A 19,479-nucleotide genomic window follows, 5' to 3' on the forward strand; every position below is an offset into this window, starting at 1 on the left:
GGGGGATTCCATCAGGCGCTTCCGATTGCGCCGTGAGGAGTTTCGCGCTTGTAGTGTGGTACCCCACAAAAGTCACGGGCGTTAAGCGACGGAACCTCAGCCCTCGGGGCGCCCGCCCCGTGCAGCGAGAAAGGCCAGGAACGCCTCGCGGCTGCTGTACCTCGGCACGTAGCCGAACACCGTCTTCAGCCGCCGGTTGTCCAGCACCGGTCGATAGCGCAGGAAGTCCAGTTGCTCCGGCCCGTAGCGGGTCAGCCGTAGCGGCCGCAGCAGCCCCAGCGCCAGGCGGATCAGCCCCGCCGGCAGCGGCCGGTAGGGCTTGCCCAGCAGCCCGGCGATCTCCGCCAGGGACAGCGCGCCATCCCCGGCGAGGTTGTAGAGCCCGGTGCTGCCGCGCTCCAGGCCCTGGACGAGGATGTCCACCACGTCCTCGTCCCAGATGAACACGAAGCGGCTGTCGTGCCCGCGCACGCCGAGCACGTAGGGCTTCTCGAACAGCGCGGTGATCTGGTTGTCCACCTGGCGGCCGAGGATGGTGCCGGGGCGCAGCACCAGTTGGCGCAGCGGCGGATGCGCCCGGCGCGCTTCGGCCAGCAACTGCTCCACCTCGCACTTGTGGCGGGCGTAGGCGAAGGCATCGTGGCCACGCAGGGGCTGGTCCTCGTCGATCCACTCGGCGTTGTCGGGGTGGTAGCCGTAGGCGGCGCCGGAGCTGGTCACCACCAGGTGCCCGACGCCTGCCGCGAGGGCGGCGTCCAGCACCGCGCGGGTGCCTTCCACGTCGATGGCGTGGAGGGTGGCCTCGTCCATGCCCGGCGGCGGCGTCACCACCGAGGCCAGGTGGACGATGGCGTCCGGGCGCCAGGCGCGGATGCAGTCATGCACCGCCCGGGCCTGGCTGACGTCGAGCCAGGCCCGGGCCACGCCCTCGGGTGCCGGCCACTCGCGCACATCGGTGGCCAACAGCGGCCAGTCCGGGTGGCGCGCGGCCAGGGCCTCCACCAGTTGCCGGCCGATGAAGCCGGCGCCGCCGGTGATCAGGACGCGCATGCCGGCACCTCCTCGGGCAACGGGCGGTTGCGCCAGTACGCCACCAGCAGCAAGCCGCTGACCAGGTGCCAGGTGCCCCAGAAGGCCGCCACCAGGGCCATGTTCGGCTCACCGCCGAACTGGGCGAAGATCAGCCCCAGCGCCAGCCCGGAGTTGTGCATGCTGATCTCGATCACCATGGCCCGGCGGTTGGCGCCGTGCTGGCGGGCCAGCACCGCCATCAGCCAGCCGAGCACGATGGCGCTGGCGTTGTGCAGCACCACGATGAAGAGCACCAGCCCGAGGTTGTCGACGAACAGCCGCCAGTTGCCGGCCACTGCGCCGGCGACGAAGGCCACGAAGGCCAGCAGCGCGAAGCGCTTGAACCCGGGCATCGCCCGGGTCGCCCAGCGTGGCCACAGGTTGCCCACCAGCATGCCCAGCGCCAGCGGCAGGCCAAGCAGCAGCAACACGCTCGCCAGCAGGCTGCCGCGGTCCATCGCCAGGGCATCCAGGCGCCCGGCCAGGTAGGCCGCGCCCTCGGGGTTGAGGCTACTGGTGAGGGCGAAGTTGAACGGCAGCAGCACCAGCGCCAGCAGGCTGGACAGCGCGGTCATGCTCATCGACAGCGCGGTATTGCCCCGCGCCAGGTGGGTCATCACGTTGGACAGGTTGCCGCCGGGGCAGCAGGCCACCAGCAGCAGGCCCAGCTCCAGGCCCGGGTGCAGGTCCACCAGCAGCGTCACCCCGAGGGTCGCCCAGGGCAGGATCAGGCACTGCCCGAGCATGCCCGCCAGCACCGGCTGGGGCTGTCGGAGCACGGCGAGGAACTGGGCGGTGCGCAGCTCCAGGGACACGCCGAAGATCATCACCGCCAGCACCAGGCCGAGTGCCAGTTGCTGGTTCGCGTCGTAGTTCATGCGGGGCGCCTGTCCTTGTCGTTGTGCCGGGCACTCTACCTGCCTCCCACTGCCGCCGGCAGTGACCGCTCCGGCCTGCGCTCATGGCGAATCGCGACAGACTGACGCCGGTCAATGTTCGGCCAGTGGGCGCTGCCTAGAGTGCATAGCCTTTTGCCATCAACCATAGTCCCTGCCCATGGATCGTTCCGAACCACCGCTCGTCGCCATCAACGACCCCGCGCTGGCCTGCCTGCTGCGCGACATGCTGCCGGCCATGGGCATCGTCTGCGAGGTCGTCGAGGACGCTGCCGGCTGCTCTCGCGCTCCACTGTGTCGCTGGCTCAATGACCCGTCCTTGAGCGACGCGATCCGTGTGCGCCTGTTGCTGGACGAGGCCATCGCGGTGCTCGAACGCACCCGCCACGCCTTCAAATCCCGCGAACTCGGGCAATTGCGCCGGCGCCTGGAGGCGGCGCGGGAAGAGTTGTCGCACCCCGCCCCGCTGGTGTAAAACCCAGCGCTGCGAAGGCCCCGCAGGCAGCGGGGGCCGGCTTTGCCGGGCAGGACGAAGGGCCTGCAAGACAAGGCGCCACGGGAGGCCGTTCCATGGGGACGGCCTCCCGTGGCGCCTTTTTTATTGCCCGCGATCCATGGGAGACGCTATGGAGCTGAAAGGACAACTGGACGGCCTGCGCGCACGCATCGGCCTGAGCAACCGCGAGATCGACCAGCGCTGCCGCTACCTGGACTGGCAGGCCCTGGACGCGGAGCGTCTGAACCGACATGCCGAGGCCATGGAGGCCGTCCACAAGGCCTTCGTCGAGCGACTCTACGCACACCTGGAGGCGTTCCCGCCGCTGGCCAGCATCCTGCGCAACCCGACCACCCTGGCCCGGCTCAAGGCCAGCCAACTGGACTACTACCAGCGCCTGTGGAGCGGCCCCTACGACCCGGACTACGTGATGAACCGCCTGCGCGTGGGGCTGGTGCACCAGCACGTCGGCGTGGACCTGAAGTGGTACCTGGGCGCCTACCGCCTGTACGTGGCGCAGATGGTCGAAAGCCTGCTGGGCGACAGCGACGCCACCCGCACCCTGGGCAGCCTGCTGAAGGTGGTGTTCTTCGACATCGCCCTGGCGGTGGACACCTACAGCGCCGCCCAGCGCCAGGCCCTGGAAGACAGCGAGGCGCGCTTCGCCCGCGCCCTGCGCGGCGCCCACGACGGCATCTGGGACTGGGACCTGGCCCACGACCGGCTCTACGTCTCCGAGCGCTGGGCGAGCATGCTCGGCCTGTCCCGCGACGCCCTCGGCGAGACCAGCGCCGCCTGGTTCGCCCGCGTCCACCCCGACGACCTGCCAGCCCTGCGCCAGGCCATCGACACCCACCTGCGTGGCGACGACCCCTGGCTCAGCCACGAGTACCGCATCCGCCAGCAGAACGGCGGCTACCTCTGGGTGCAGGTGCGCGGCGTCGCCGAAGGACAGCGCATGGCCGGCTCGCAGAGCGACATCAGCCAGCGCAAGGCCACCGAGCACCAGCTCAGCCATGCCGCCCGCCACGACCCGCTCACCGGCCTGGCCAACCGCCTGCGCCTGGACGAACTGCTGCAGCAGGCCCTGCAGCGCCAGCTCAAGCCCGGCGCGCGGCAGGCTGCGCTGCTGTTCATCGACCTGGACCGCTTCAAGCTGATCAACGACAGCCTCGGCCACGCCGTGGGCGACCGCGTGCTGGTGGAGGTGGCCCAGCGCCTCAAGCGCTGCCTGCGCCCCGGCGACCACCTGGCGCGCTTCGGCGGCGACGAGTTCGTCGTGCTGCTGGACGACCTGGCCCACCTGGGCGATGCCGAACAGGTGGCCAAGCGCATGCTGGAAAGCCTGCACCAACCGCTGCACCTGGATGAACGCACCCTGGTGGTCAGCGCCAGCATCGGCTTCACCGCCCTGCAGGCCGAAGGCCAGACCATCGACGCGCTGCAGGCGGCAGACCTGGCGCTGTACCGTGCCAAGGAATCCGGCAAGGCGCAGATCGCCCGCTTCAGCCAGGACCTGCAGACCGCCGCCAAACAGCGCCTGGAGCTGGAAAGCGCCCTGGCCCAGGCCCTGGCGCGGCAGGAGTTCTTCCTCCACTACCAGCCCATCTGCCGGGTCGACCAGGGCCAGCCGCGCCTGGTGGCGGTGGAGGCTCTGCTGCGCTGGCGCCAGGGCGACGCCCTGGTGTCCCCGGCGCGCTTCATCCCGGCCCTGGAGGAGTCCGGCGAGATCATCGCCGTGGGCGACTGGGTGCTGCGCGAGGCCTGCCGCCAGACCCGCGCCTGGCAACGGGCCGGCCAGGCCGACCTGCGCTGCTCGGTCAACCTCTCCAGCCGCCAACTGCACCAGCCGGGCTTCGCCCAGCGGCTGCGGGCGATCCTCGCCGAGACCGGGCTGGACCCGGCCAGCCTGGTGCTGGAGATCACCGAGAGCCTGCTGATGCAGGACGGCGCCGACACCCTAGCCTGCCTGCGCGAGCTGGCCTGCCAGGGCGTGCGCCTGGCGCTGGACGACTTCGGCACCGGCTACTCGTCCCTCGGCTACCTCAAGCGCTTCCCCCTGCACATCCTCAAGGTGGACCGCAGCTTCATCGCCGGCGTGCCCGACGACGCCGAGCTGCGCACCATTTCCCGCGCCATCATCGGCCTGGGCGCCAGCCTCGGCCTGGAGGTGATCGCCGAAGGCGTGGAGAGCCCGGCCCAACTGGACTTCCTCCTCGACGAGGACTGCCACTACGCCCAGGGCTTCTGGTTCAGCCAGCCGCGCGATCCGGAGCGCCTGCAACGCCTGCTGGACGGCGAGGACAGCCTCGTCTGCCTGCACGACCAGCCCAGCCGCGCCTTCGAGGGAGCCCAGCGATGAAGCGCAACCTGCCGGTCAGCGGACGCGCGGTGGACTTCCCCGCCGACGCCAACATCCTCTCCACCACCGACCTGAAGGGCGTGATCACCCACGTCAACCAGGACTTCATCGACATCAGCGGCTTCACCCGCGAGGAGCTGCTGGGCCGCAGCCACAACATGGTGCGCCACCCGGACATGCCGCCGGCGGCCTTCGAGCACCTGTGGCAGACCCTCAAGGCCGGCCGCAACTGGATGGGTCTGGTGAAGAACCGCTGCAAGAACGGCGACCACTACTGGGTCAGCGCCTTCGTCACCCCGGTGGTGCGCGAGGGCCAGGTGGTGGAGTACCAGTCGGTGCGCACCCGCCCCACCCGTGAGCAGGTGGCCCGGGCCGAACGGCTCTACGCCGAGCTGTCCAGCGGGCGCCCGCTGCGCCCGCCGCCCCTGCCGCTGCATCTGCGCCTGCTCGGCGGCCCGCTGCTGGGCGGCGTGCTCGGGCTGCTGACCCATGCCGTGCTGGCCCCCGAGGGCGAGTGGGCCGCGCTGCCCTCGCTGCTGGTGGCGGTGCTCACCGCCGGCGCCTGGCTGCGCTGGCAACTGCGCCCGCTGGACGCCCTGCTGGCGCGGGCCGGCGCCATCGCCGACAACCCCCTGAGCCAGGCGGTGTACTGCCAGCGCCACGACGAATTCGGCCGCCTGGCCCTGTGCCTGCAGATGCTGGAGACCGAGGCCGGCGCCCTGGTGGGGCGCATCGCCGAATCCTCCCACCTGCTGGCCGAGCACGCCGAGCGCCTGGCCGAAGCGGTCAGCCGGGGCAGCGCCGGCAGCCAGCGCCAACTGGAGGAGACCGACCAGGTGGCCGGCGCCATGAGCCAGATGGCCAGCAGCGTGCAGGAGGTGGCGCGCAGCGCCCAGCACAGCGCCAGCGCCGCCGACCGCACCGACGACGCCGCCCGCCTGGGCCGCGAAGAAGTGCAGGCCACCTGCGAGCGGATCGCCGAACTGGACCGCGAGGTGCGCGAGGCCGGCTGGGTGGTGGAGACCCTGCAGGCCCGCAGCGGCGAGATCGGCCAGGTGCTCGACGTGATCCGTGGCGTGGCCGAGCAGACCAGCCTGCTGGCGCTCAACGCCGCCATCGAGTCGGCCCGTGCCGGCGAGGCCGGGCGCGGTTTCGCCGTGGTGGCGGACGAAGTGCGGGCCCTGGCCGGGCGCACCCAGCAGTCCACCGCCGAGATTCACCGCATGATCAGCGCCCTGCAGAGCTGCAGCGAGCAGGCGATGCAGGCCATGCGCCGCAGCGGTGAACGCGCCGGCGACAGCCTGGAGCAGGCCCGGCGCGCCAGCCAGGCGCTGGAGCAGGTCAACCAGCAGGTGGCGGCGATCACCCACATGAGCCTGCAGATCGCCAGCGCGGTGGAGCAGCAGGGCACGGCCGGCGACGAGATCCAGCGCAGCCTGGAGGCCATCCGCCTGGCGGCCGACCAAAACGCCGCCAGCGGCCAGTGCAGCCACCACAGCGCCGGCGAGGTGGCGGGGCTGGCGGTCAACCTGCGGCAACTGGCGCTGCAGTTCTGGAGCGGGCGGCGCAGCCTGTCGTAGACGGGCACGGGGGCGGACGATCCGCTATGCTCGGCGCTTCGTTCCCGCCCGCCGCCGTCCCCGCCCGCCATGCGCTACCTGCTTTGTCTGCTGCTCCTGCTCGGCACCCCGGCCCACGCCTTCGACCGTGACCAGGTCGAGGGCTACCTGCTGGAGAACGGCCTGCAGGTCATCCTCAAGCCCACCCCGAACCGGGGCCACGTCTCCATCCGCCTGGTGGTAGGGGTCGGCTTCGACGACTTCGCCTGCGACGAGAAAGAGCTGCCGCACCTGCTGGAGCACCTGTTCTTCAGCGGCCTGCCGGGCAACGGCGAGGCCGACCTGGAGGCACGCATGCAGGCCCTGGGCGGCGAATGGAACGCCTTCACCAGCGACAGCGACACCGCCTTCGTGCTGGAAGTGGCCGCGCGCAACCAGCGCCAGGCCCTCGACCTGCTGCTGGCGATCCTCCGCGAAACGCCCCTGGACGAGGGCCGCGTCGCCGCTGCCAAGCGCGTGGTGCAGCGCGAGGGTGGCGGACGCTACTCGCACCTGGAGCGCCTGCTGGATCACCACGCTCTTGGCCGCGGGGCCCACGATCAGCTCGCCGTGGAGCTGGGCCTGGCCTGCGCCGGGCGTCCCTCGGTGGAGGGGCTGACCCTGGAGCGCCTGCGGGAGGTGCGCGACACCTGGTACGGCGCCAACAACATGTCCCTGATCGTGGTCGGCGACCTCGACCCGCGCCTGCCCGCCTACCTCGACCGTCGCTACGGCGAGCTGCCGCCGGTAGAGGTGCGCGAGCACCCGGCGCTGCCCACCATCAGCACCGAGGCCGCGCCGCGCCTGACCCTGCGCAAGGGCCTGGTGGGCAATGGCGCCACGCTGCACTGGATCTTCCCCGAGCCGCTGGAAGACGGGACCGACTACGCCACCCTGGAGCTGCTGAAGGATTACCTGGACTGGGAGCTGTACCAGCAGTTGCGCATCCGCAACGGTCTCTCCTACGGCCCCTGGAGCGACCGCCACGGCTATGGCGGGCAGAGCTTCACCAGCCTCAATGCCGACCTGGAGCGCGAGGACCTCGACGAAGCGGTGCAGGTGCTGCAGGACACCACCCGACGCCTGCGCGAGCACGGCGTCGACCGCACCAGCTTCGAGCGCCTGCGCCGGCTGGCGGTGGACCGCCAGGTCTGGGCCGTCCAGGGCGATGTGGCCCTGGCGGACTACTACTGGGGCGCCCTCGGCGCTTACCAGGACGGGCGCTTCGAGAGCACCGCCAAGGCCTTCGCCCAGGTCACCCCGGAGCAGATCGACAGCACCGTCCGCGCGCTGTTCGCCGAGCCGGGCTACCTGCGCATCGAGGCACCGCTGCTGACCTACGAGCAACTGGCCTGGCTGCTGGCCGCGCTGCTCGCCCTGCTGGCCTTGGCCGGCTGGTGGCTGCACCGCCGCCTGCGGCGCTGAACTGGCCGTCGGCCCGGCTTCTCAGCCTGCGGCCGACGGCAGTATCCTTCCGCCCCCCGCCTGCCACGCCGCCCTGCCATGACGTTCTGGAAAGACCGCCTGCTCGCCCTCATCGCCTTCATCCAGCGCCACCCGCGCCTGGTGGCGCTGTACGGGTTCTGCTCGGGGGTGGGCAGTTTCATCCTGGTGGACCGTGGCGCACGCCTGGCCAAGGTGGTGGCGGTGCTGGTGCTGGTGAGCTGGGTCTGGCTGCTGGCGGAGAACCTGTTCCGCCGAGCCCTCGAGCGCTGGCTGAAGATCGAGCTGCCGCCGGCGCTGACGCGCTTCCTGACCCAGCTGATCCACCAGGAAAGCTTCTTCTTCGTGCTGCCGTTCTTCTTCATCACCACCAGTTGGAACAGCGGCCAGGCCCTGTTCACCGGGGTGCTGGGGCTGGCGGCGCTGTTCTCCATCACCGACCCGGTCTACAACAACGCCCTGGCACCGCGCCGCTGGCTGTACCTGGCCTACCACTCCCTGGCGCTGTTCGCCGTGCTGCTGACGGCGCTGCCGATCATCCTGCACCTGACCACGGCGCAGAGCTTCCAGTGGGCCCTGGGCATCGCCGTGCTGCTGTCGTTCCTCAGCCTGTGCAGCGCCATGCGCGTGCGCAGCCTGCGTCGGGGCCTGGCCCTGGTGGGGCTGACCCTGGCCCTGGGCGCCGCCGGCTGGCTGGGCCGGGTGATGGTGCCGCCGGCCACCCTGTGGCTGACCGAGGTGGCGGTGACGCCGGAGATGAACCAGCGCACCCCGGGGCAGGGCGTGGAGCAGATCTCCGCCGCCAAGCTGCGGGCCGACGGCCTCTACGCCTACACCGCGATCAACGCCCCGCGCGGGCTGAACGAGCGCATCTACCACGTATGGCGCTTCGAGGGCCGCGAGGTGGACCGCATCGCCCTCGACATCCACGGCGGCCGCGAGGCCGGCTACCGCGCCTGGACCCACAAGCAGCGCTTCCCCGCCAACCCGGTGGGCAAATGGCAGGTGCGGGTGGTGACCGAGGCCGGGCAGATGATCGGCACCCTGCGTTTCGAAGTCACCGAAGACCCGTTGCCACCCAAGCCCCGTTGAGCGGATGCGCGGCCCAGCGGCGCTGGGGTGCCGTGGCGGTGGGCTGAAGCCCACCCTACGAACGGTGGCTCGGGGATTGATGCGGTTCGCCGAGCTCACCGCATCCTACGGACGCTGCCTGGGGCATCGGGTGGATGGCGCTCTTTCCATCCACCAACGGCACTCAGCATGGCGGCAAACGTAGGATGGGCTGAGCTGTGCGAAGCCCATCATTGCCCGGGCGCCGGTTTCGATGCGGAGCGCCGTAGCCCGGGCTTCAGCCCGGGCTTCAGCCCGGGAAGCGCCGGGAAGCCGGGATCAGCCGAAGAACCAGTAGCAGACGCCGATGGCAGCCAGCACCCCGGCGAGGTCCGCCAGCAGGGCGCAGCCCACGGCGTGGCGGGCGCGCTGGATGCCGACGGCACCGAAATACACGGCGAGCACGTAGAAGGTGGTCTCGGTGCTGCCCTGCACGGTGGCGGCGACCAGGGCGGGGAAGCTGTCCACCCCCTGGCTCTGCATGGTCTCGATGAGCATGGCCCGCGCGGCGCTGCCGGAGAACGGCTTGACCAGCGCGGTGGGCAGGGCGTCGACGAAGCGGGTGTCCCAGCCGGCCCACTCCACCAGGCTGCGAATGCCGTCCAGGCCGAACTCCAGGGCGCCCGAGGCGCGCAGCACGCCGACGGCGCAGAGCATCGCCACCAGGTAGGGCAACAGGCCCTTGGCCACGTCGAAGCCTTCCTTGGCGCCGTCCACGAAGGCTTCGTAGACCGGCACCTTCTTCAAGGCCCCGGCGAGCAGGAAGATCAGGATCAGCCCGAACAGCACCAGGTTGCCCAGCAGCGAGGACAGTGCCGCCAGGGCAGTGGCGGAGAGCCCGGCGAGCACCGCCATGAAGGCGCCCAGCAGCAGCGCGCCGGGCACCAGGTAGGCCAGCACCACCGGGTCCCACAGGCGCAGGCGCTGCATCAGGGCGACGCTCAGCAAGCCCACCAGGGACGAGGCGGTGGTGGCCAGCAGGATGGGCAGGAACACCAGGGTCGGATCGCTGGCGCCCTGCTGGGCGCGGTACATGAAGATCGACACCGGCAGCAGGGTCAGGGACGAGGCGTTGAGCACCAGGAACAGGATCTGCGCGTTGCTCGCCACGGTGGCGCTGGGGTTGAGCTCCTGCAGGGCCTTCATGGCCTTGAGGCCGATGGGGGTGGCGGCGTTGTCCAGGCCCAGGCCGTTGGCGGCGAAGTTGAGGGTGATCAGCCCCAGCGCCGGGTGCCCGGCCGGCACCTCGGGCATCAGCCGGCGGAACAGCGGCCCCAGCAGCCGGGCCAGGCGTTCCACCAGCCCGGCACGCTCGGCGATGCGCAGGAAGCCGAGCCAGAGGGTGAGGGTGCCGAACAGCAGCACCATGACCTCCACCGAGAGCTTGGCCATGGCGAACAGGCTCTCCACCATGGCCGCCCAGACGCCGGGGTCGCCGCCGATCCAGCGTGCCGCTGCGGCGGTTGCCGCCACCAGGAAGAAGCCGAGCCAGAGGCCGTTGAGCATGGGGGATGTCCCTCGAATCCGATGGGGGCGGATGATAGCGGCGGGCATCGGGGCGGCGCCAGAAGCGCTGCCGGGCGGGTGGCCAGCCGCGGGCTGGACATCAATGAGCCGCGCCGGGCGTCCCGTGTGGAACGCCCGGCGTCGGTTTCGCCTGACCCGGCCCGCCTGTGCGGAAGTACCCCCTGTACCCCTGGGTCATGCCGCTCCTGTCGACGCGGAACAACCCGGCCCCCTGGTCATGTGGCCCCGCCTGCGGGGCCGGTGGTCTGAATGCTCAGTACCCGTTCGGATCACGCCGGAGCTCGTCGTCGAGGATCGCCTTCTGGGCCTCGTCCGGCTCGCCCAGCCAGCGCAGGCTGGCGTGGCGGCTGGGCAATTTGTCCGCCGGCAGGCCCGGCGGGACCTGCACCAGCAGGGCGTAGGCGTTCTCCTTGTCCCAACTGAAGGCCACCAGCAGCTTCTGGTGGGCGCAGTCGGCGCTGTCGCAGAGCTGGCCCACCAGGTACTTGTCGCCATCCTCGTTGACCGCCTGCATGGGCGTGGCGGTGCCGCTGAGGTTCATCACCCAGTCGGGCAGGCGGCTTTCGTCCTCCACCAGGTTCTGCCACGTCTCGCGGTACTGCGGGTCGGTGCCCAGCAGTTCGTTGAGGCGGTACTCGGCGTCGGTGTCGGCGGCCAGCGCCGTGCTGCCGGCGAGGCCGAGCAGCAGGGCGGCGCAGAGTGGGCGCAGCATTCGCATCGGGCCTCCCTAGCCGCGGCGGCGGCCGAAGATGAACGAGACGATGAACAGCACCAGGAACAGCACGAAGAGGATCTTCGCGATGCCTGCGGCGGTGCCGGCGATACCGCCGAAGCCCAGGACAGCGGCGACGATGGCGATGACGAGGAAGGTAAGGGCCCAACTGAGCATGGTGAGTTCTCCTGCGTGGTAGGTAGGGTCAGCGCGCCAGGCCGAGGTCGTGCTGTGCGCCGAACGAGGCGGAGGCTTCGTCCTGGGGCGTGTGGGGATCCGGGGTGTCGAGGTCGAGGTCGCTGAGGTAATGGCTTTCCAGCAGCGCGTTGCCCATCGCCAGGGCACTGGCCAGGGCCAGCAGGCTGAGGGTGAGCAGGGCGGCGAATACGAGGGCCAGGGTCCACATGGTCGTGCTCCTTGGGGTCAGAACACCCAGCGCGGTTGCTGCGTCGGTTCGAGGAAGCGCTGTTGCGCCACGGTGTGCAGGTCGTCCGCCGGTGGGGTGGCCGGGCGCTGGTCCGCCGCCGGCGTGGGCACCACTTCGATGTGGGCGGGCAGGTGTTCGCGGGCCTTCAGGGCGCTGCGCAACGGGTGTTCCACCCGCATCAGCAGGAACATCGCGAGGGCGACCAGCAGGCCCTGGTCAAGGACCGCGAGACGGGGATGTGGACGGTTCATGCCGGTTCTCCTCCCTGCACAGGTGGCGGACGGGGCCGCCTCAGGCCATGGACTGCTTGAGGCTGCGCATGCGGTCGTGGCAGGCGCGGACCTTGGGCATTTCCACCGCGATCAGCTCGCGGACATTGGGTTCGGCGGTTTCCAGGGCATCCTCGAAGGCGTGCAGGATGCGGTCCTCGGCCTGCTCCAGTTGGCCGACGTAGGCGGCGTGCTCGTCCTTGGCCAGGGCGGCGCGGGTGTCGGCATAGACCTGGCGCAGGGTGCCCATCAGGGTGCCGCCGGTGGAGGGCGTCTCGTGGTTGGCGGCGACGCGCACGGTGAGCGCCTGGATGACCTCGGTCTTGGCGCTGGCCATCTCGCGGAACAGGTTCTGCAGGTTGGGGTCACGGACTTCTTCGATGGCGTGCTGGTAGAAGCGCTCGCCGTCGCGGGTGATTTCGATCAGTTCATTCAGTTGTGCGGTAGTACGGGTCATTTTGCGTTCTCCTGGTCCGTGCGATTCCGGACGCTCTCGGCAGGGGATTTCGCAAGCGTTGTGCCAGCTTTTTAGAAAGCCTTTTCTCCTTGAAAAACAATTGGTTAGCCTCGCCACGAGAATAACGCCTGCGTGCAGGCTGCAATCCGTGTAAGAAATCGTCTTGCAACTTGCACGATCTTTCCTGGACTAAGCACCAGACGGCCACCCCGGTCCCTGCGCGTCCCGCCCAGATGGCGGGGTACGCGCCCTCGAACAACGACACGACACAGCGGAGCAAGAACATGGCATCGGCAACGGAAACCCGCGGACGCATCCTGCTGGTGGATGACGAATCGGCGATCCTGCGCACCTTCCGGTACTGCCTGGAGGACGAGGGTTACAGCGTGGCCACCGCCAGCAGTGCGGCGCAGGCGGAGGCGATCCTGCAACGGCAGGTGTTCGACCTGTGCTTCCTCGACCTGCGCCTGGGTGAAGACAACGGCCTGGACGTGCTGGCGCAGATGCGCGTGCAGGCGCCGTGGATGCGGGTGGTGATCGTCACCGCGCATTCGGCGGTGGACACGGCGGTGGACGCCATGCAGGCCGGCGCGGCGGATTACCTGGTCAAGCCGTGCAGCCCCGACCAGTTGCGCCTGTCGGCGGCCAAGCAACTGGAAGTGCGCCAGCTGACCGCGCGCCTGGAGGCCCTGGAGGGTGAGGTGCGCAAGCCCGGTGACGGCCTGGACTCCCAGAGCCCGGCGATGATGGCGGTGCTGGAGACGGCCCGGCAGGTGGCCGGCACCGATGCCAACATCCTCATTCTCGGCGAGTCGGGCACCGGCAAGGGCGAGCTGGCCCGCGCCATCCACGGCTGGAGCAAGCGGGCGAAGAAGGCCTGCGTGACCATCAACTGCCCGTCGCTGTCGGCGGAGCTGATGGAGAGCGAGCTGTTCGGCCACACCCGCGGCGCCTTCACCGGGGCCAGCGAGAGCACCCTGGGCCGGGTCAGCCAGGCCGACGGCGGCACGCTGTTCCTCGACGAGATCGGCGATTTTCCGCTGACCCTGCAGCCCAAGCTGCTGCGCTTCATCCAGGACAAGGAGTACGAGCGGGTGGGCGATGCGGTGACCCGCCGCGCCGATGTGCGCATCCTCGCTGCCACCAACCTCAACCTGGACGAGATGGTCCGCGAGGGGCGCTTCCGCGAGGACCTGCTCTACCGCCTGAACGTGATCACCCTGCACCTGCCACCGCTGCGCGAGCGCACCGAGGACCTGCTGGGCCTGGCCGAGCGCTTCCTCGCACGCTTCGTGAAGGACTACGCGCGGCCGGCCCGTGGCTTCAGCGAGGCGGCGCGGGAGGCGTTGCTGAACTACGCCTGGCCGGGCAACGTGCGCGAGCTGCGCAACGTGATCGAGCGGGCCAGCATCATCTGCTCTCAGGAGCTGGTGGACGTCGGCAACCTCGGCCTGAGCGAGGCGCCGAGCGCCAACAACGCCCCGCGCATCGGCGCCGCCATGAGCCTGGAGGACCTGGAGAAGGCCCACATCGCGGCGGTGCTGGCCACCAGCGACACCCTGGACCAGGCGGCCCGGACGCTCGGCATCGACGCTTCGACGCTGTACCGGAAGCGCAAGCAATACAGCCTGTGAGGTTCCCGATGAAGCTGCGCACGCGGCTGTTCCTCAGCATCTCCGCGTTGATCACCGTGGCCCTGCTGGGGCTGCTGCTGGGGGTGACCAGCGTGATGCAGTTGGCGCGCTCCCAGGAGCAACTGATCGCCTACAACTTCTCCACCATCGACCTGGGTGAGCAGATGCGCCGCCACCTGGGCGACCAGTTGGTGCTGCTGACGGCACCGCATACCGACCCGGTGAAGCTGCACGACGCCCAGCAGCACTTTCGCAGCGGGGTGGAGCGGGGGCTGATGAATGCGCGGGACGCGGGCACGCGGGAGGGCTTCCGGGCCATCGCCGAGCACTTCGCACGCTTCGTCGAGGTGTCGGCAACGCCGGCCAGCGACGACCGCCAGCCGATGGACGATGTGGCCTTCAGCGAGGCGCTGAACGCCACCCGCAACGCCATGCTGGACCTGCAGCGCCTCGCGCTGGACAACATCTCCAGCACCGAGCGCTACACCCGCGAGCGGGCGGTGCTGGTGGCCGGGTTGCTGGGCCTGCTGGCCCTGGCGGTGCTGCTGATCGGGGTGGTGACCGCCCACGGCATTGCACGGCGCTTCGGTGCGCCCATCGAGGCGCTGGCGCGGGCGGCGGACCGCATCGGCCAGGGCGATTTCCAGGTCACCCTGCCGCTCTCCTCGGTGAGCGAGATGGCCTCTCTGAGCCGACGCTTCGGGCTGATGGCCGAGGCCCTGCGGCAACTGAAGGAAACCAATATCGAGAAGATGCTGGCCGAGCAGCGGCGGCTTAAGGCGGTGCTGGACAGCATCGACGACGGCTTGCTGATCCTCGACCGCGACGGCCGCATCGAGCACGCCAACCCGGTGGCGCAGCGTCAGTTGGCCTGGGACACCGAGCAGTTGGGCCAGCCGCTGAGCCGCGCCCTGGCGGTGCCGGCGCTGGAAGAGACCACCCGGCGGGTGCTGGCCGGCCAGGCGCTGGACCAGGTGCACCCGGACCTGGACATCCTCGCCGAGGGTGAGCATCGCCTGCTGAGCTGGCGGCTGACCCCGGTGAGCCTGGACGATGCGCGGGTGCTGGGTGCGGTGATGGTGCTGCGCGATGTGACCGAGCAGCGCGCCTTCGAGCGGGTGCGCAACGAGTTCGTGCTGCGTGCCTCCCATGAGCTGCGCACACCGGTGACCGGCATGCAGATGGCCTTCGGCCTGCTGCGCGAGCGGGTGAAGGTGGCGCCGGACTCCCGCGAGGCGGATCTGCTGCAGACGGTGGACGAGGAGATGCTGCGCCTGGTGCGGCTGATCAATGATCTGCTGCACTTCTCCCGCTACCAGAACGGTATGCAGCCCCTGACCCTGGCGCCCTGCGACCTGGACGAGCTGCTGGGCGGGGTGCGCGAGCGCTTTCTGGCCCAGGCCGGGGAGCGGCAGGTGGCCATCGAGCTGGACCTGCAGGGCCCGCTGCCCCGGGTGCCGGTGGACCGACCGCAACTGGAGCGGGTGCTGGACAACCTGATGAGCAACGCGCTGCGCCACGCCCCCCGCGATGGGCGCATCCGCCTGCAGTCACGCCGCCATGGCGAGCGGGTGATCCTCAGTGTGGAGGACAACGGCGACGGCGTGCCGTACAGCCAGCAGGCACGCATCTTCGAGCCTTTCGTCCAACTGGGGCACAACCCCGGTGGCGTGGGCCTGGGGCTGGCGCTGTGCAAGGAGATCGTGCGGCTGCACGGCGGCCGCATCGGCATCTACTCACGCCCCGGCGAGGGGGCGCAGTTCTACCTGACGCTGCCCGTTTAGAAGCGGTGCTCAGTGCGCGCCGCGGTTGAGCACCAGCAGCAGGGCGGCGGTCTCGGCGTCCGGCTGGCCGTCGTAGCGGCTCGGGCGGTACTTCATCTGGAAAGCGACGATGACGTTGCGGGTGGCTTCGTCCAGCAGGCCGTTGCGCGGCACGGCATAGCCCTGGCGCTCCAGTTGCATCTGGAACCAGTCCACGGTGGGCAGGGCGGTGGCGAAGCGTACCTGTTCCTCGGCCACGGCGCGGTCGTCCGGCCAGGGCACCAGGCCGGCGTCGGCCAGGCGCTTCCAGGGGAACAGGGGGCCGGGGTCGACCTTGCGCTGGGGGGCGATGTCGCTGTGGCCGATGATGCTGCCCATCGGCAGTCCGTGACGCTTGACCAGGTCCTTGAGGAGGGGGATGAGGGCGTTGATCTGGCCCTCGTCGAAGGGCTCCCATTCCAGCCCGTGGTCGGTCTGCCGGTAGCCTTCGTTGACCAGCTCGATGCCGATGGTGCTGGCGTTCAGCCAGGTGCGGCCCTGCCATTCGCTCTGCCCGGCATGCCAGGCGCGGCGGTCCTCGCTCACCAGTTGGTAGATGGTGGGCGGCTGGGCACCGATCAGGTAATGGGCACTGACATCGCCTTCGGTGAGCAGATGCAGGGAGTTGGCCAGGTTGGTGGAGGTGTAGTGCAGGACGATGTACTGCACCCGGCTGTTCTGGTTCTGCGAGGGGTGGCTGTGGTCGATCTGCAGGCCGTCATGGGCGCAACCACCGAGCAGGGTCAGGCACAGGCCAAGGGGGAGGAGTCGTTTCATGGGCGGATGTGCAACACGCTTTGCAGGTTGTCGAGGAGCATGTCGACGCTGAGCATGATCAGCAACATGCCGGTGAGGCGCTCGACGGCCATGAGGCCGCGCTGGCCGAGGAAGCGCTGGAGGAAGGCGGCCTGCAGAAGGATCACGGCGGTGCAGGCCCAGGCCAGGATCACGGCGATGTACAGCTCCCAAAGCTGGCCCTGGTGGGTGTTGCGCAGGGTCATCAGCACGGCGAGGGCGGAGGGGCCGGCCACCGCTGGGGTGGCCAGGGGCACCAGCATCGGCTCGCCGCCGGGCAGGTCGCCGAGCACGCCTTCGGGCCGGGGGAAGATCAGCCGCAGGGCGATGATGAAGAGGATGATGCCGCCGGCGATGGCGATGGCCTCGCGGGACAGGCCCAGGCCGCTGAGGATGTTCTCGCCGAAGGTGAGGAACAGCAGCAGCAGGCCGAGGGCGAACACCAGCTCGCGCAGGGCGACCTTGAGGCGCCGCTCGGGGGCGACGTTCTTCAGGGCGGCGAGGAAGATGGCGATGTTCCCGAAGGGGTCGGTGACCAGGAAGATCAGCACCGCGATTCCGAGGGTGTCCATGAGCGCTCCTGTGCGGGATGCGGAATGGTAGGAGGGTGGGCCGGGTGCCGTCGAGCGGCACCCACCGACCGTCAGAAGCGGTAGCGCAGGGTGCCGCGCAGGGCACGCTGGTCGCCCGGCAGGGGCAGCAGGCGGTCGTCACCCTGGCCCAGGCCGCCGCTCTGTTGCAGGTACTGCAGGCCGAGCAGCAGCTCGCGCTCGCGGGAGAAGAAGTAGTCGCCGGCATCGAAGCTCAGTTGCGGGCTGAAGCCGAAGCCCGCTGCTCGCGAGCCTTCGCTGCCGGCCCAGTCGAGGCCGCCGTCCAGCAGCCATTCGCTGTCGCCGATGCCGAAGGCATACAGCCAGGTGCCGCTGAGCTGGGTGGCCCGGCCCGGCTCGCGGGCGTCGTCACGGGGCAGCAGCGCCAGGTCGAACAGCTCCAGCTCCGGCGCGACGACGATCAGGCTCAACCCGCTCAGGGCCAGGTGCTCGGCACTGCTGGCGTGCCAGCCGAGGCCGGCGCTGGCCAGGGGCGCGCGCGGGGCTTCGTTGCCGGGGCGGACGAAGCTCTCCCCGGCGGAATAGGGCAGGGTGGTGAACGCCAGGTTGCTGTCCATCAAGGGCAGCAGGGATTCGGCCGGCGCCTGGGCGGAGCACAGGCCCAGGGCCAGCGCGCCCAGCCAACAGGCGGCGCGGTGGAAGGATGCACGCATCGAAAGGCTCCGGTGAGGGTGACGGCCCCGTTCATTGCGGGGTGCCAGGCAAGGGGTCGCGATTATACGCAGCCGCCCGGCGTGCGTCCGGCCCTTCCGGACGGCACTGTTCAATTACCGGAAATTGCCTATAACGTGTACAGACACAAGGACAACCCGGGAAACGGACCTGCCCAAGAGGACTCTCGCCATGCGTCGCCTGCTCTGGTTCAAACAGGACCTGCGACTCGACGACCACCCGGCCGTGCAGGCCGCTCTGGGCGCTGAGCGCGTGCTGCCGCTGTACGTCTTCGACCCGACCCTGCTGCGCCCCGGCGCCTTCGGCACCCGGCCGATGGGCGTGCACCGCATGCGCTTCCTGCTGGAAAGCCTGGCGGCGCTGGACGGCGAGCTGCGCCACCGCGGGTCACGCCTGCTGGTGGTGCAGGGCGTGGCGTCCCAGGTGATCCCGGCGCTGGTGGACCACCTGCAACTGGACGAGGTGCTGACCCTGGATGAAGTGGCACCAGTGGCCCGGACGCTGATCGAGGAGACCCGCCAGGCGCTGGCCGGCGTGCCGCTGTCCACCTTCGCCGGCGATACGCTGTTGCGCCGCGAGGAGCTGCCGGGCCCGGTGGAGGCGCTGCCTGCGGTGTTCAGCCAGTTCCGCGACCGGGTGCAGCAACGCCTCAGCGTGTTCCAGCCACGCTCGGCCCCGGCCGCCCTGCCACCGACGCCGGAGCCGGCGGAGCGGCTGTTCGAGCCGCTGCCGAGCCTGTCCCGCCTCGGCCTGGGGGAGCCCCTGGCCCACGTGAACAGCACCTTCCCCTTCGCCGGCGGCGAACCGGCGGCCCTGGCCCGGGTGCGCGATTACCTGTGGGAAGGGCGCGGGGTACGCGACTACGAGACGACCCGCTACGGCCTGACCGGGACCGAGTACTCCTCCAAGTTCTCCCCCTGGCTGGCCAACGGCTGCCTGTCGGCCCGCCGGGTGGTGGCGGAGCTGCGTCGCCACGAGGCGCAGCACGGGGCCAATGCGTCCACCCGCCTGCTGTGGGAACAGGTGCTGTGGCGCGACTTCTTCCGCTGGACGCTGTTGCGCCACGGCGAGGCGCTGTTCCAGCCCGGCGGCGTGCGTGCCACGGCACGGGCGCCGCAGAACCTGGACGCGCGCTTCGAGGCCTGGTGCCACGGGCGCACCGGCCTGCCCCTGGTGGATGCGGCCATGCGCGAGCTGGCGACCACCGGCTTCCTCGCCCACAGCCTGCGACAGGTGGTGGCCAGCTACCTGGTCAGCGACCTGCAGCAGGACTGGCGCCACGGCGCGGCCTGGTTCGAGGAGCACCTGCTGGACCACGACCCGGCGAGCAACTGGGGCAACTGGGCCTACCTGGCCGGGGTGGCGAGCGATCCGCAGCGCAGCCAGGCGTTCAATGCCTTGCGCCAGGCACGCCATCTGGACCCGGAGGCGGAGTACGTGAGCCTGTGGCTGCCGGAGCTGCGGGCGGTGCCACGCAACCTGCGGCATACGCCCTTCGTGCTGTCACGCCTGCAACTGGATGCGCTGGACTACCCACGCCTGGAACAGGTGCCGGAGGCGTGGAAGCCCTACCTGACCAGCGCCGCCTAGGCGGCGC

At 70.2% G+C, this 19,479-nt stretch carries 19 protein-coding genes; 8 read left to right on the forward strand and 11 right to left on the reverse strand.

The window, feature by feature from the left end; genetic code table 11:
• Positions 1 to 96 precede the first annotated feature (96 nt).
• Positions 97 to 1,050, reverse strand: coding sequence for an SDR family oxidoreductase (locus tag A7D27_RS20305; protein ID WP_069565902.1), 954 nt, complete (start codon positions 1,048 to 1,050; stop codon positions 97 to 99).
• On the reverse strand, positions 1,038 to 1,949 hold the full coding sequence (locus tag A7D27_RS20310) for a bile acid:sodium symporter family protein (protein ID WP_069565903.1): 912 nt from the start codon (positions 1,947 to 1,949) through the stop codon (positions 1,038 to 1,040). The genes A7D27_RS20305 and A7D27_RS20310 overlap by 13 nt, the downstream gene beginning before the upstream one ends.
• Before the next feature lie 178 nt (positions 1,950 to 2,127).
• Here A7D27_RS20310 and A7D27_RS20315 point away from each other — a divergent pair, with 178 nt between their 5' ends.
• The 5 genes from A7D27_RS20315 (at position 2,128) to A7D27_RS20335 (ending at position 8,958) form a co-directional block, all read left to right on the forward strand.
• Positions 2,128 to 2,442, forward strand: coding sequence for a hypothetical protein (locus tag A7D27_RS20315; protein WP_069562922.1), 315 nt, complete (start codon positions 2,128 to 2,130; stop codon positions 2,440 to 2,442).
• 151 nt (positions 2,443 to 2,593) lie between these two features.
• Positions 2,594 to 4,825, forward strand: coding sequence for a bifunctional diguanylate cyclase/phosphodiesterase (locus tag A7D27_RS20320; protein WP_139134141.1), 2,232 nt, complete (start codon positions 2,594 to 2,596; stop codon positions 4,823 to 4,825).
• Complete coding sequence (locus A7D27_RS20325) at positions 4,822 to 6,405, forward strand: PAS domain-containing methyl-accepting chemotaxis protein (RefSeq protein ID WP_069565905.1); 1,584 nt, start codon at positions 4,822 to 4,824, stop codon at positions 6,403 to 6,405. The genes A7D27_RS20320 and A7D27_RS20325 overlap by 4 nt, the downstream gene beginning before the upstream one ends.
• Before the next feature lie 69 nt (positions 6,406 to 6,474).
• Complete coding sequence (locus tag A7D27_RS20330; protein WP_069565906.1) at positions 6,475 to 7,848, forward strand: pitrilysin family protein; 1,374 nt, start codon at positions 6,475 to 6,477, stop codon at positions 7,846 to 7,848.
• Positions 7,849 to 7,926: 78 nt separating this feature from the next.
• Positions 7,927 to 8,958: a DUF5924 family protein gene (locus A7D27_RS20335; RefSeq protein WP_069565907.1), complete on the forward strand. Its 1,032-nt coding sequence runs from the start codon at positions 7,927 to 7,929 to the stop codon at positions 8,956 to 8,958.
• Positions 8,959 to 9,255: 297 nt separating this feature from the next.
• Here the strand turns inward: A7D27_RS20335 and A7D27_RS20340 are convergent, their stop codons facing one another.
• The 6 genes from A7D27_RS20340 to A7D27_RS20365 form a co-directional block, all read right to left on the reverse strand.
• Positions 9,256 to 10,482 (reverse strand): nucleoside recognition domain-containing protein, encoded by a 1,227-nt coding sequence (locus tag A7D27_RS20340; RefSeq protein WP_069565908.1) that lies wholly within the window; start codon positions 10,480 to 10,482, stop codon positions 9,256 to 9,258.
• Between the two features lie 274 nt (positions 10,483 to 10,756).
• Entirely contained in the window at positions 10,757 to 11,221 is a 465-nt protein-coding gene (locus tag A7D27_RS20345) for an inhibitor of vertebrate lysozyme family protein (protein ID WP_069565909.1), read from the reverse strand.
• Positions 11,222 to 11,230: 9 nt separating this feature from the next.
• Entirely contained in the window at positions 11,231 to 11,392 is a 162-nt protein-coding gene (locus A7D27_RS20350) for a DUF1328 domain-containing protein (protein WP_044406249.1), read from the reverse strand.
• A gap of 28 nt (positions 11,393 to 11,420) precedes the next feature.
• The gene (locus A7D27_RS20355) at positions 11,421 to 11,621 is read right to left on the reverse strand and encodes a hypothetical protein (RefSeq protein WP_069565910.1); all 201 of its coding nucleotides are present in this window, start codon (positions 11,619 to 11,621) and stop codon (positions 11,421 to 11,423) included.
• A gap of 17 nt (positions 11,622 to 11,638) precedes the next feature.
• On the reverse strand, positions 11,639 to 11,893 hold the full coding sequence (locus A7D27_RS20360) for a hypothetical protein (protein ID WP_069565911.1): 255 nt from the start codon (positions 11,891 to 11,893) through the stop codon (positions 11,639 to 11,641).
• A gap of 40 nt (positions 11,894 to 11,933) precedes the next feature.
• Positions 11,934 to 12,368 (reverse strand): PA2169 family four-helix-bundle protein, encoded by a 435-nt coding sequence (locus tag A7D27_RS20365; protein WP_069565912.1) that lies wholly within the window; start codon positions 12,366 to 12,368, stop codon positions 11,934 to 11,936.
• Positions 12,369 to 12,652: 284 nt separating this feature from the next.
• On the opposite strand from A7D27_RS20365, the gene algB reads away from it, so the two are divergent.
• On the forward strand, positions 12,653 to 14,002 hold the full coding sequence (gene algB, locus A7D27_RS20370) for a sigma-54-dependent response regulator transcription factor AlgB (protein WP_069565913.1): 1,350 nt from the start codon (positions 12,653 to 12,655) through the stop codon (positions 14,000 to 14,002).
• Positions 13,999 to 15,786, forward strand: coding sequence for a KinB sensor domain-containing domain (locus A7D27_RS20375; RefSeq protein ID WP_069565914.1), 1,788 nt, complete (start codon positions 13,999 to 14,001; stop codon positions 15,784 to 15,786). Before algB ends, A7D27_RS20375 begins: the two co-directional genes overlap by 4 nt.
• 9 nt (positions 15,787 to 15,795) lie before the next feature.
• On the opposite strand, the gene A7D27_RS20380 is transcribed toward A7D27_RS20375, so the two are convergent.
• From A7D27_RS20380 to A7D27_RS20390, 3 genes are all read right to left on the reverse strand, one after another.
• The gene (locus A7D27_RS20380) at positions 15,796 to 16,581 is read right to left on the reverse strand and encodes an N-acetylmuramoyl-L-alanine amidase (protein WP_069565915.1); all 786 of its coding nucleotides are present in this window, start codon (positions 16,579 to 16,581) and stop codon (positions 15,796 to 15,798) included.
• Positions 16,578 to 17,171, reverse strand: coding sequence for a MarC family protein (locus A7D27_RS20385; protein ID WP_069562909.1), 594 nt, complete (start codon positions 17,169 to 17,171; stop codon positions 16,578 to 16,580). Before A7D27_RS20385 ends, A7D27_RS20380 begins: the two co-directional genes overlap by 4 nt.
• A 71-nt stretch (positions 17,172 to 17,242) precedes the next feature.
• Positions 17,243 to 17,863, reverse strand: coding sequence for a hypothetical protein (locus A7D27_RS20390; protein ID WP_069562908.1), 621 nt, complete (start codon positions 17,861 to 17,863; stop codon positions 17,243 to 17,245).
• A gap of 190 nt (positions 17,864 to 18,053) precedes the next feature.
• Here A7D27_RS20390 and A7D27_RS20395 point away from each other — a divergent pair, with 190 nt between their 5' ends.
• Positions 18,054 to 19,472 carry a DASH family cryptochrome gene (locus A7D27_RS20395; protein ID WP_069562907.1) on the forward strand — a complete coding sequence of 473 codons (1,419 nt, stop codon included), beginning with the start codon at positions 18,054 to 18,056 and terminating at the stop codon, positions 19,470 to 19,472.
• Positions 19,473 to 19,479: the final 7 nt, after the last annotated feature.

The organism is Pseudomonas sp. 1D4 (assembly GCF_001728925.1).
GTDB classification, from domain to species: Bacteria; Pseudomonadota; Gammaproteobacteria; order Pseudomonadales; family Pseudomonadaceae; genus Metapseudomonas; species Metapseudomonas otitidis.

What these genes read in the sequence shown, in the direction of transcription:
- A7D27_RS20310 (WP_069565903.1), bottom strand. Translation starts at nt 1,949, where the DNA reads ATGAACTACGACGCGAACCAGCAACTGGCACTCGGCCTGGTGCTGGCG.
- A7D27_RS20315 (WP_069562922.1), top strand. Translation starts at nt 2,128, where the DNA reads ATGGATCGTTCCGAACCACCGCTCGTCGCCATCAACGACCCCGCGCTG.
- A7D27_RS20380 (WP_069565915.1), bottom strand. Translation starts at nt 16,581, where the DNA reads ATGAAACGACTCCTCCCCCTTGGCCTGTGCCTGACCCTGCTCGGTGGT.
- A7D27_RS20360 (WP_069565911.1), bottom strand. Translation starts at nt 11,893, where the DNA reads ATGAACCGTCCACATCCCCGTCTCGCGGTCCTTGACCAGGGCCTGCTG.
- A7D27_RS20335 (WP_069565907.1), top strand. Translation starts at nt 7,927, where the DNA reads ATGACGTTCTGGAAAGACCGCCTGCTCGCCCTCATCGCCTTCATCCAG.
- A7D27_RS20390 (WP_069562908.1), bottom strand. Translation starts at nt 17,863, where the DNA reads ATGCGTGCATCCTTCCACCGCGCCGCCTGTTGGCTGGGCGCGCTGGCC.
- A7D27_RS20350 (WP_044406249.1), bottom strand. Translation starts at nt 11,392, where the DNA reads ATGCTCAGTTGGGCCCTTACCTTCCTCGTCATCGCCATCGTCGCCGCT.
- A7D27_RS20385 (WP_069562909.1), bottom strand. Translation starts at nt 17,171, where the DNA reads ATGGACACCCTCGGAATCGCGGTGCTGATCTTCCTGGTCACCGACCCC.
- A7D27_RS20395 (WP_069562907.1), top strand. Translation starts at nt 18,054, where the DNA reads ATGCGTCGCCTGCTCTGGTTCAAACAGGACCTGCGACTCGACGACCAC.
- A7D27_RS20330 (WP_069565906.1), top strand. Translation starts at nt 6,475, where the DNA reads ATGCGCTACCTGCTTTGTCTGCTGCTCCTGCTCGGCACCCCGGCCCAC.
- A7D27_RS20305 (WP_069565902.1), bottom strand. Translation starts at nt 1,050, where the DNA reads ATGCGCGTCCTGATCACCGGCGGCGCCGGCTTCATCGGCCGGCAACTG.
- A7D27_RS20365 (WP_069565912.1), bottom strand. Translation starts at nt 12,368, where the DNA reads ATGACCCGTACTACCGCACAACTGAATGAACTGATCGAAATCACCCGC.
- A7D27_RS20320 (WP_139134141.1), top strand. Translation starts at nt 2,594, where the DNA reads ATGGAGCTGAAAGGACAACTGGACGGCCTGCGCGCACGCATCGGCCTG.
- algB (WP_069565913.1), top strand. Translation starts at nt 12,653, where the DNA reads ATGGCATCGGCAACGGAAACCCGCGGACGCATCCTGCTGGTGGATGAC.
- A7D27_RS20355 (WP_069565910.1), bottom strand. Translation starts at nt 11,621, where the DNA reads ATGTGGACCCTGGCCCTCGTATTCGCCGCCCTGCTCACCCTCAGCCTG.
- A7D27_RS20345 (WP_069565909.1), bottom strand. Translation starts at nt 11,221, where the DNA reads ATGCGAATGCTGCGCCCACTCTGCGCCGCCCTGCTGCTCGGCCTCGCC.
- A7D27_RS20340 (WP_069565908.1), bottom strand. Translation starts at nt 10,482, where the DNA reads ATGCTCAACGGCCTCTGGCTCGGCTTCTTCCTGGTGGCGGCAACCGCC.
- A7D27_RS20325 (WP_069565905.1), top strand. Translation starts at nt 4,822, where the DNA reads ATGAAGCGCAACCTGCCGGTCAGCGGACGCGCGGTGGACTTCCCCGCC.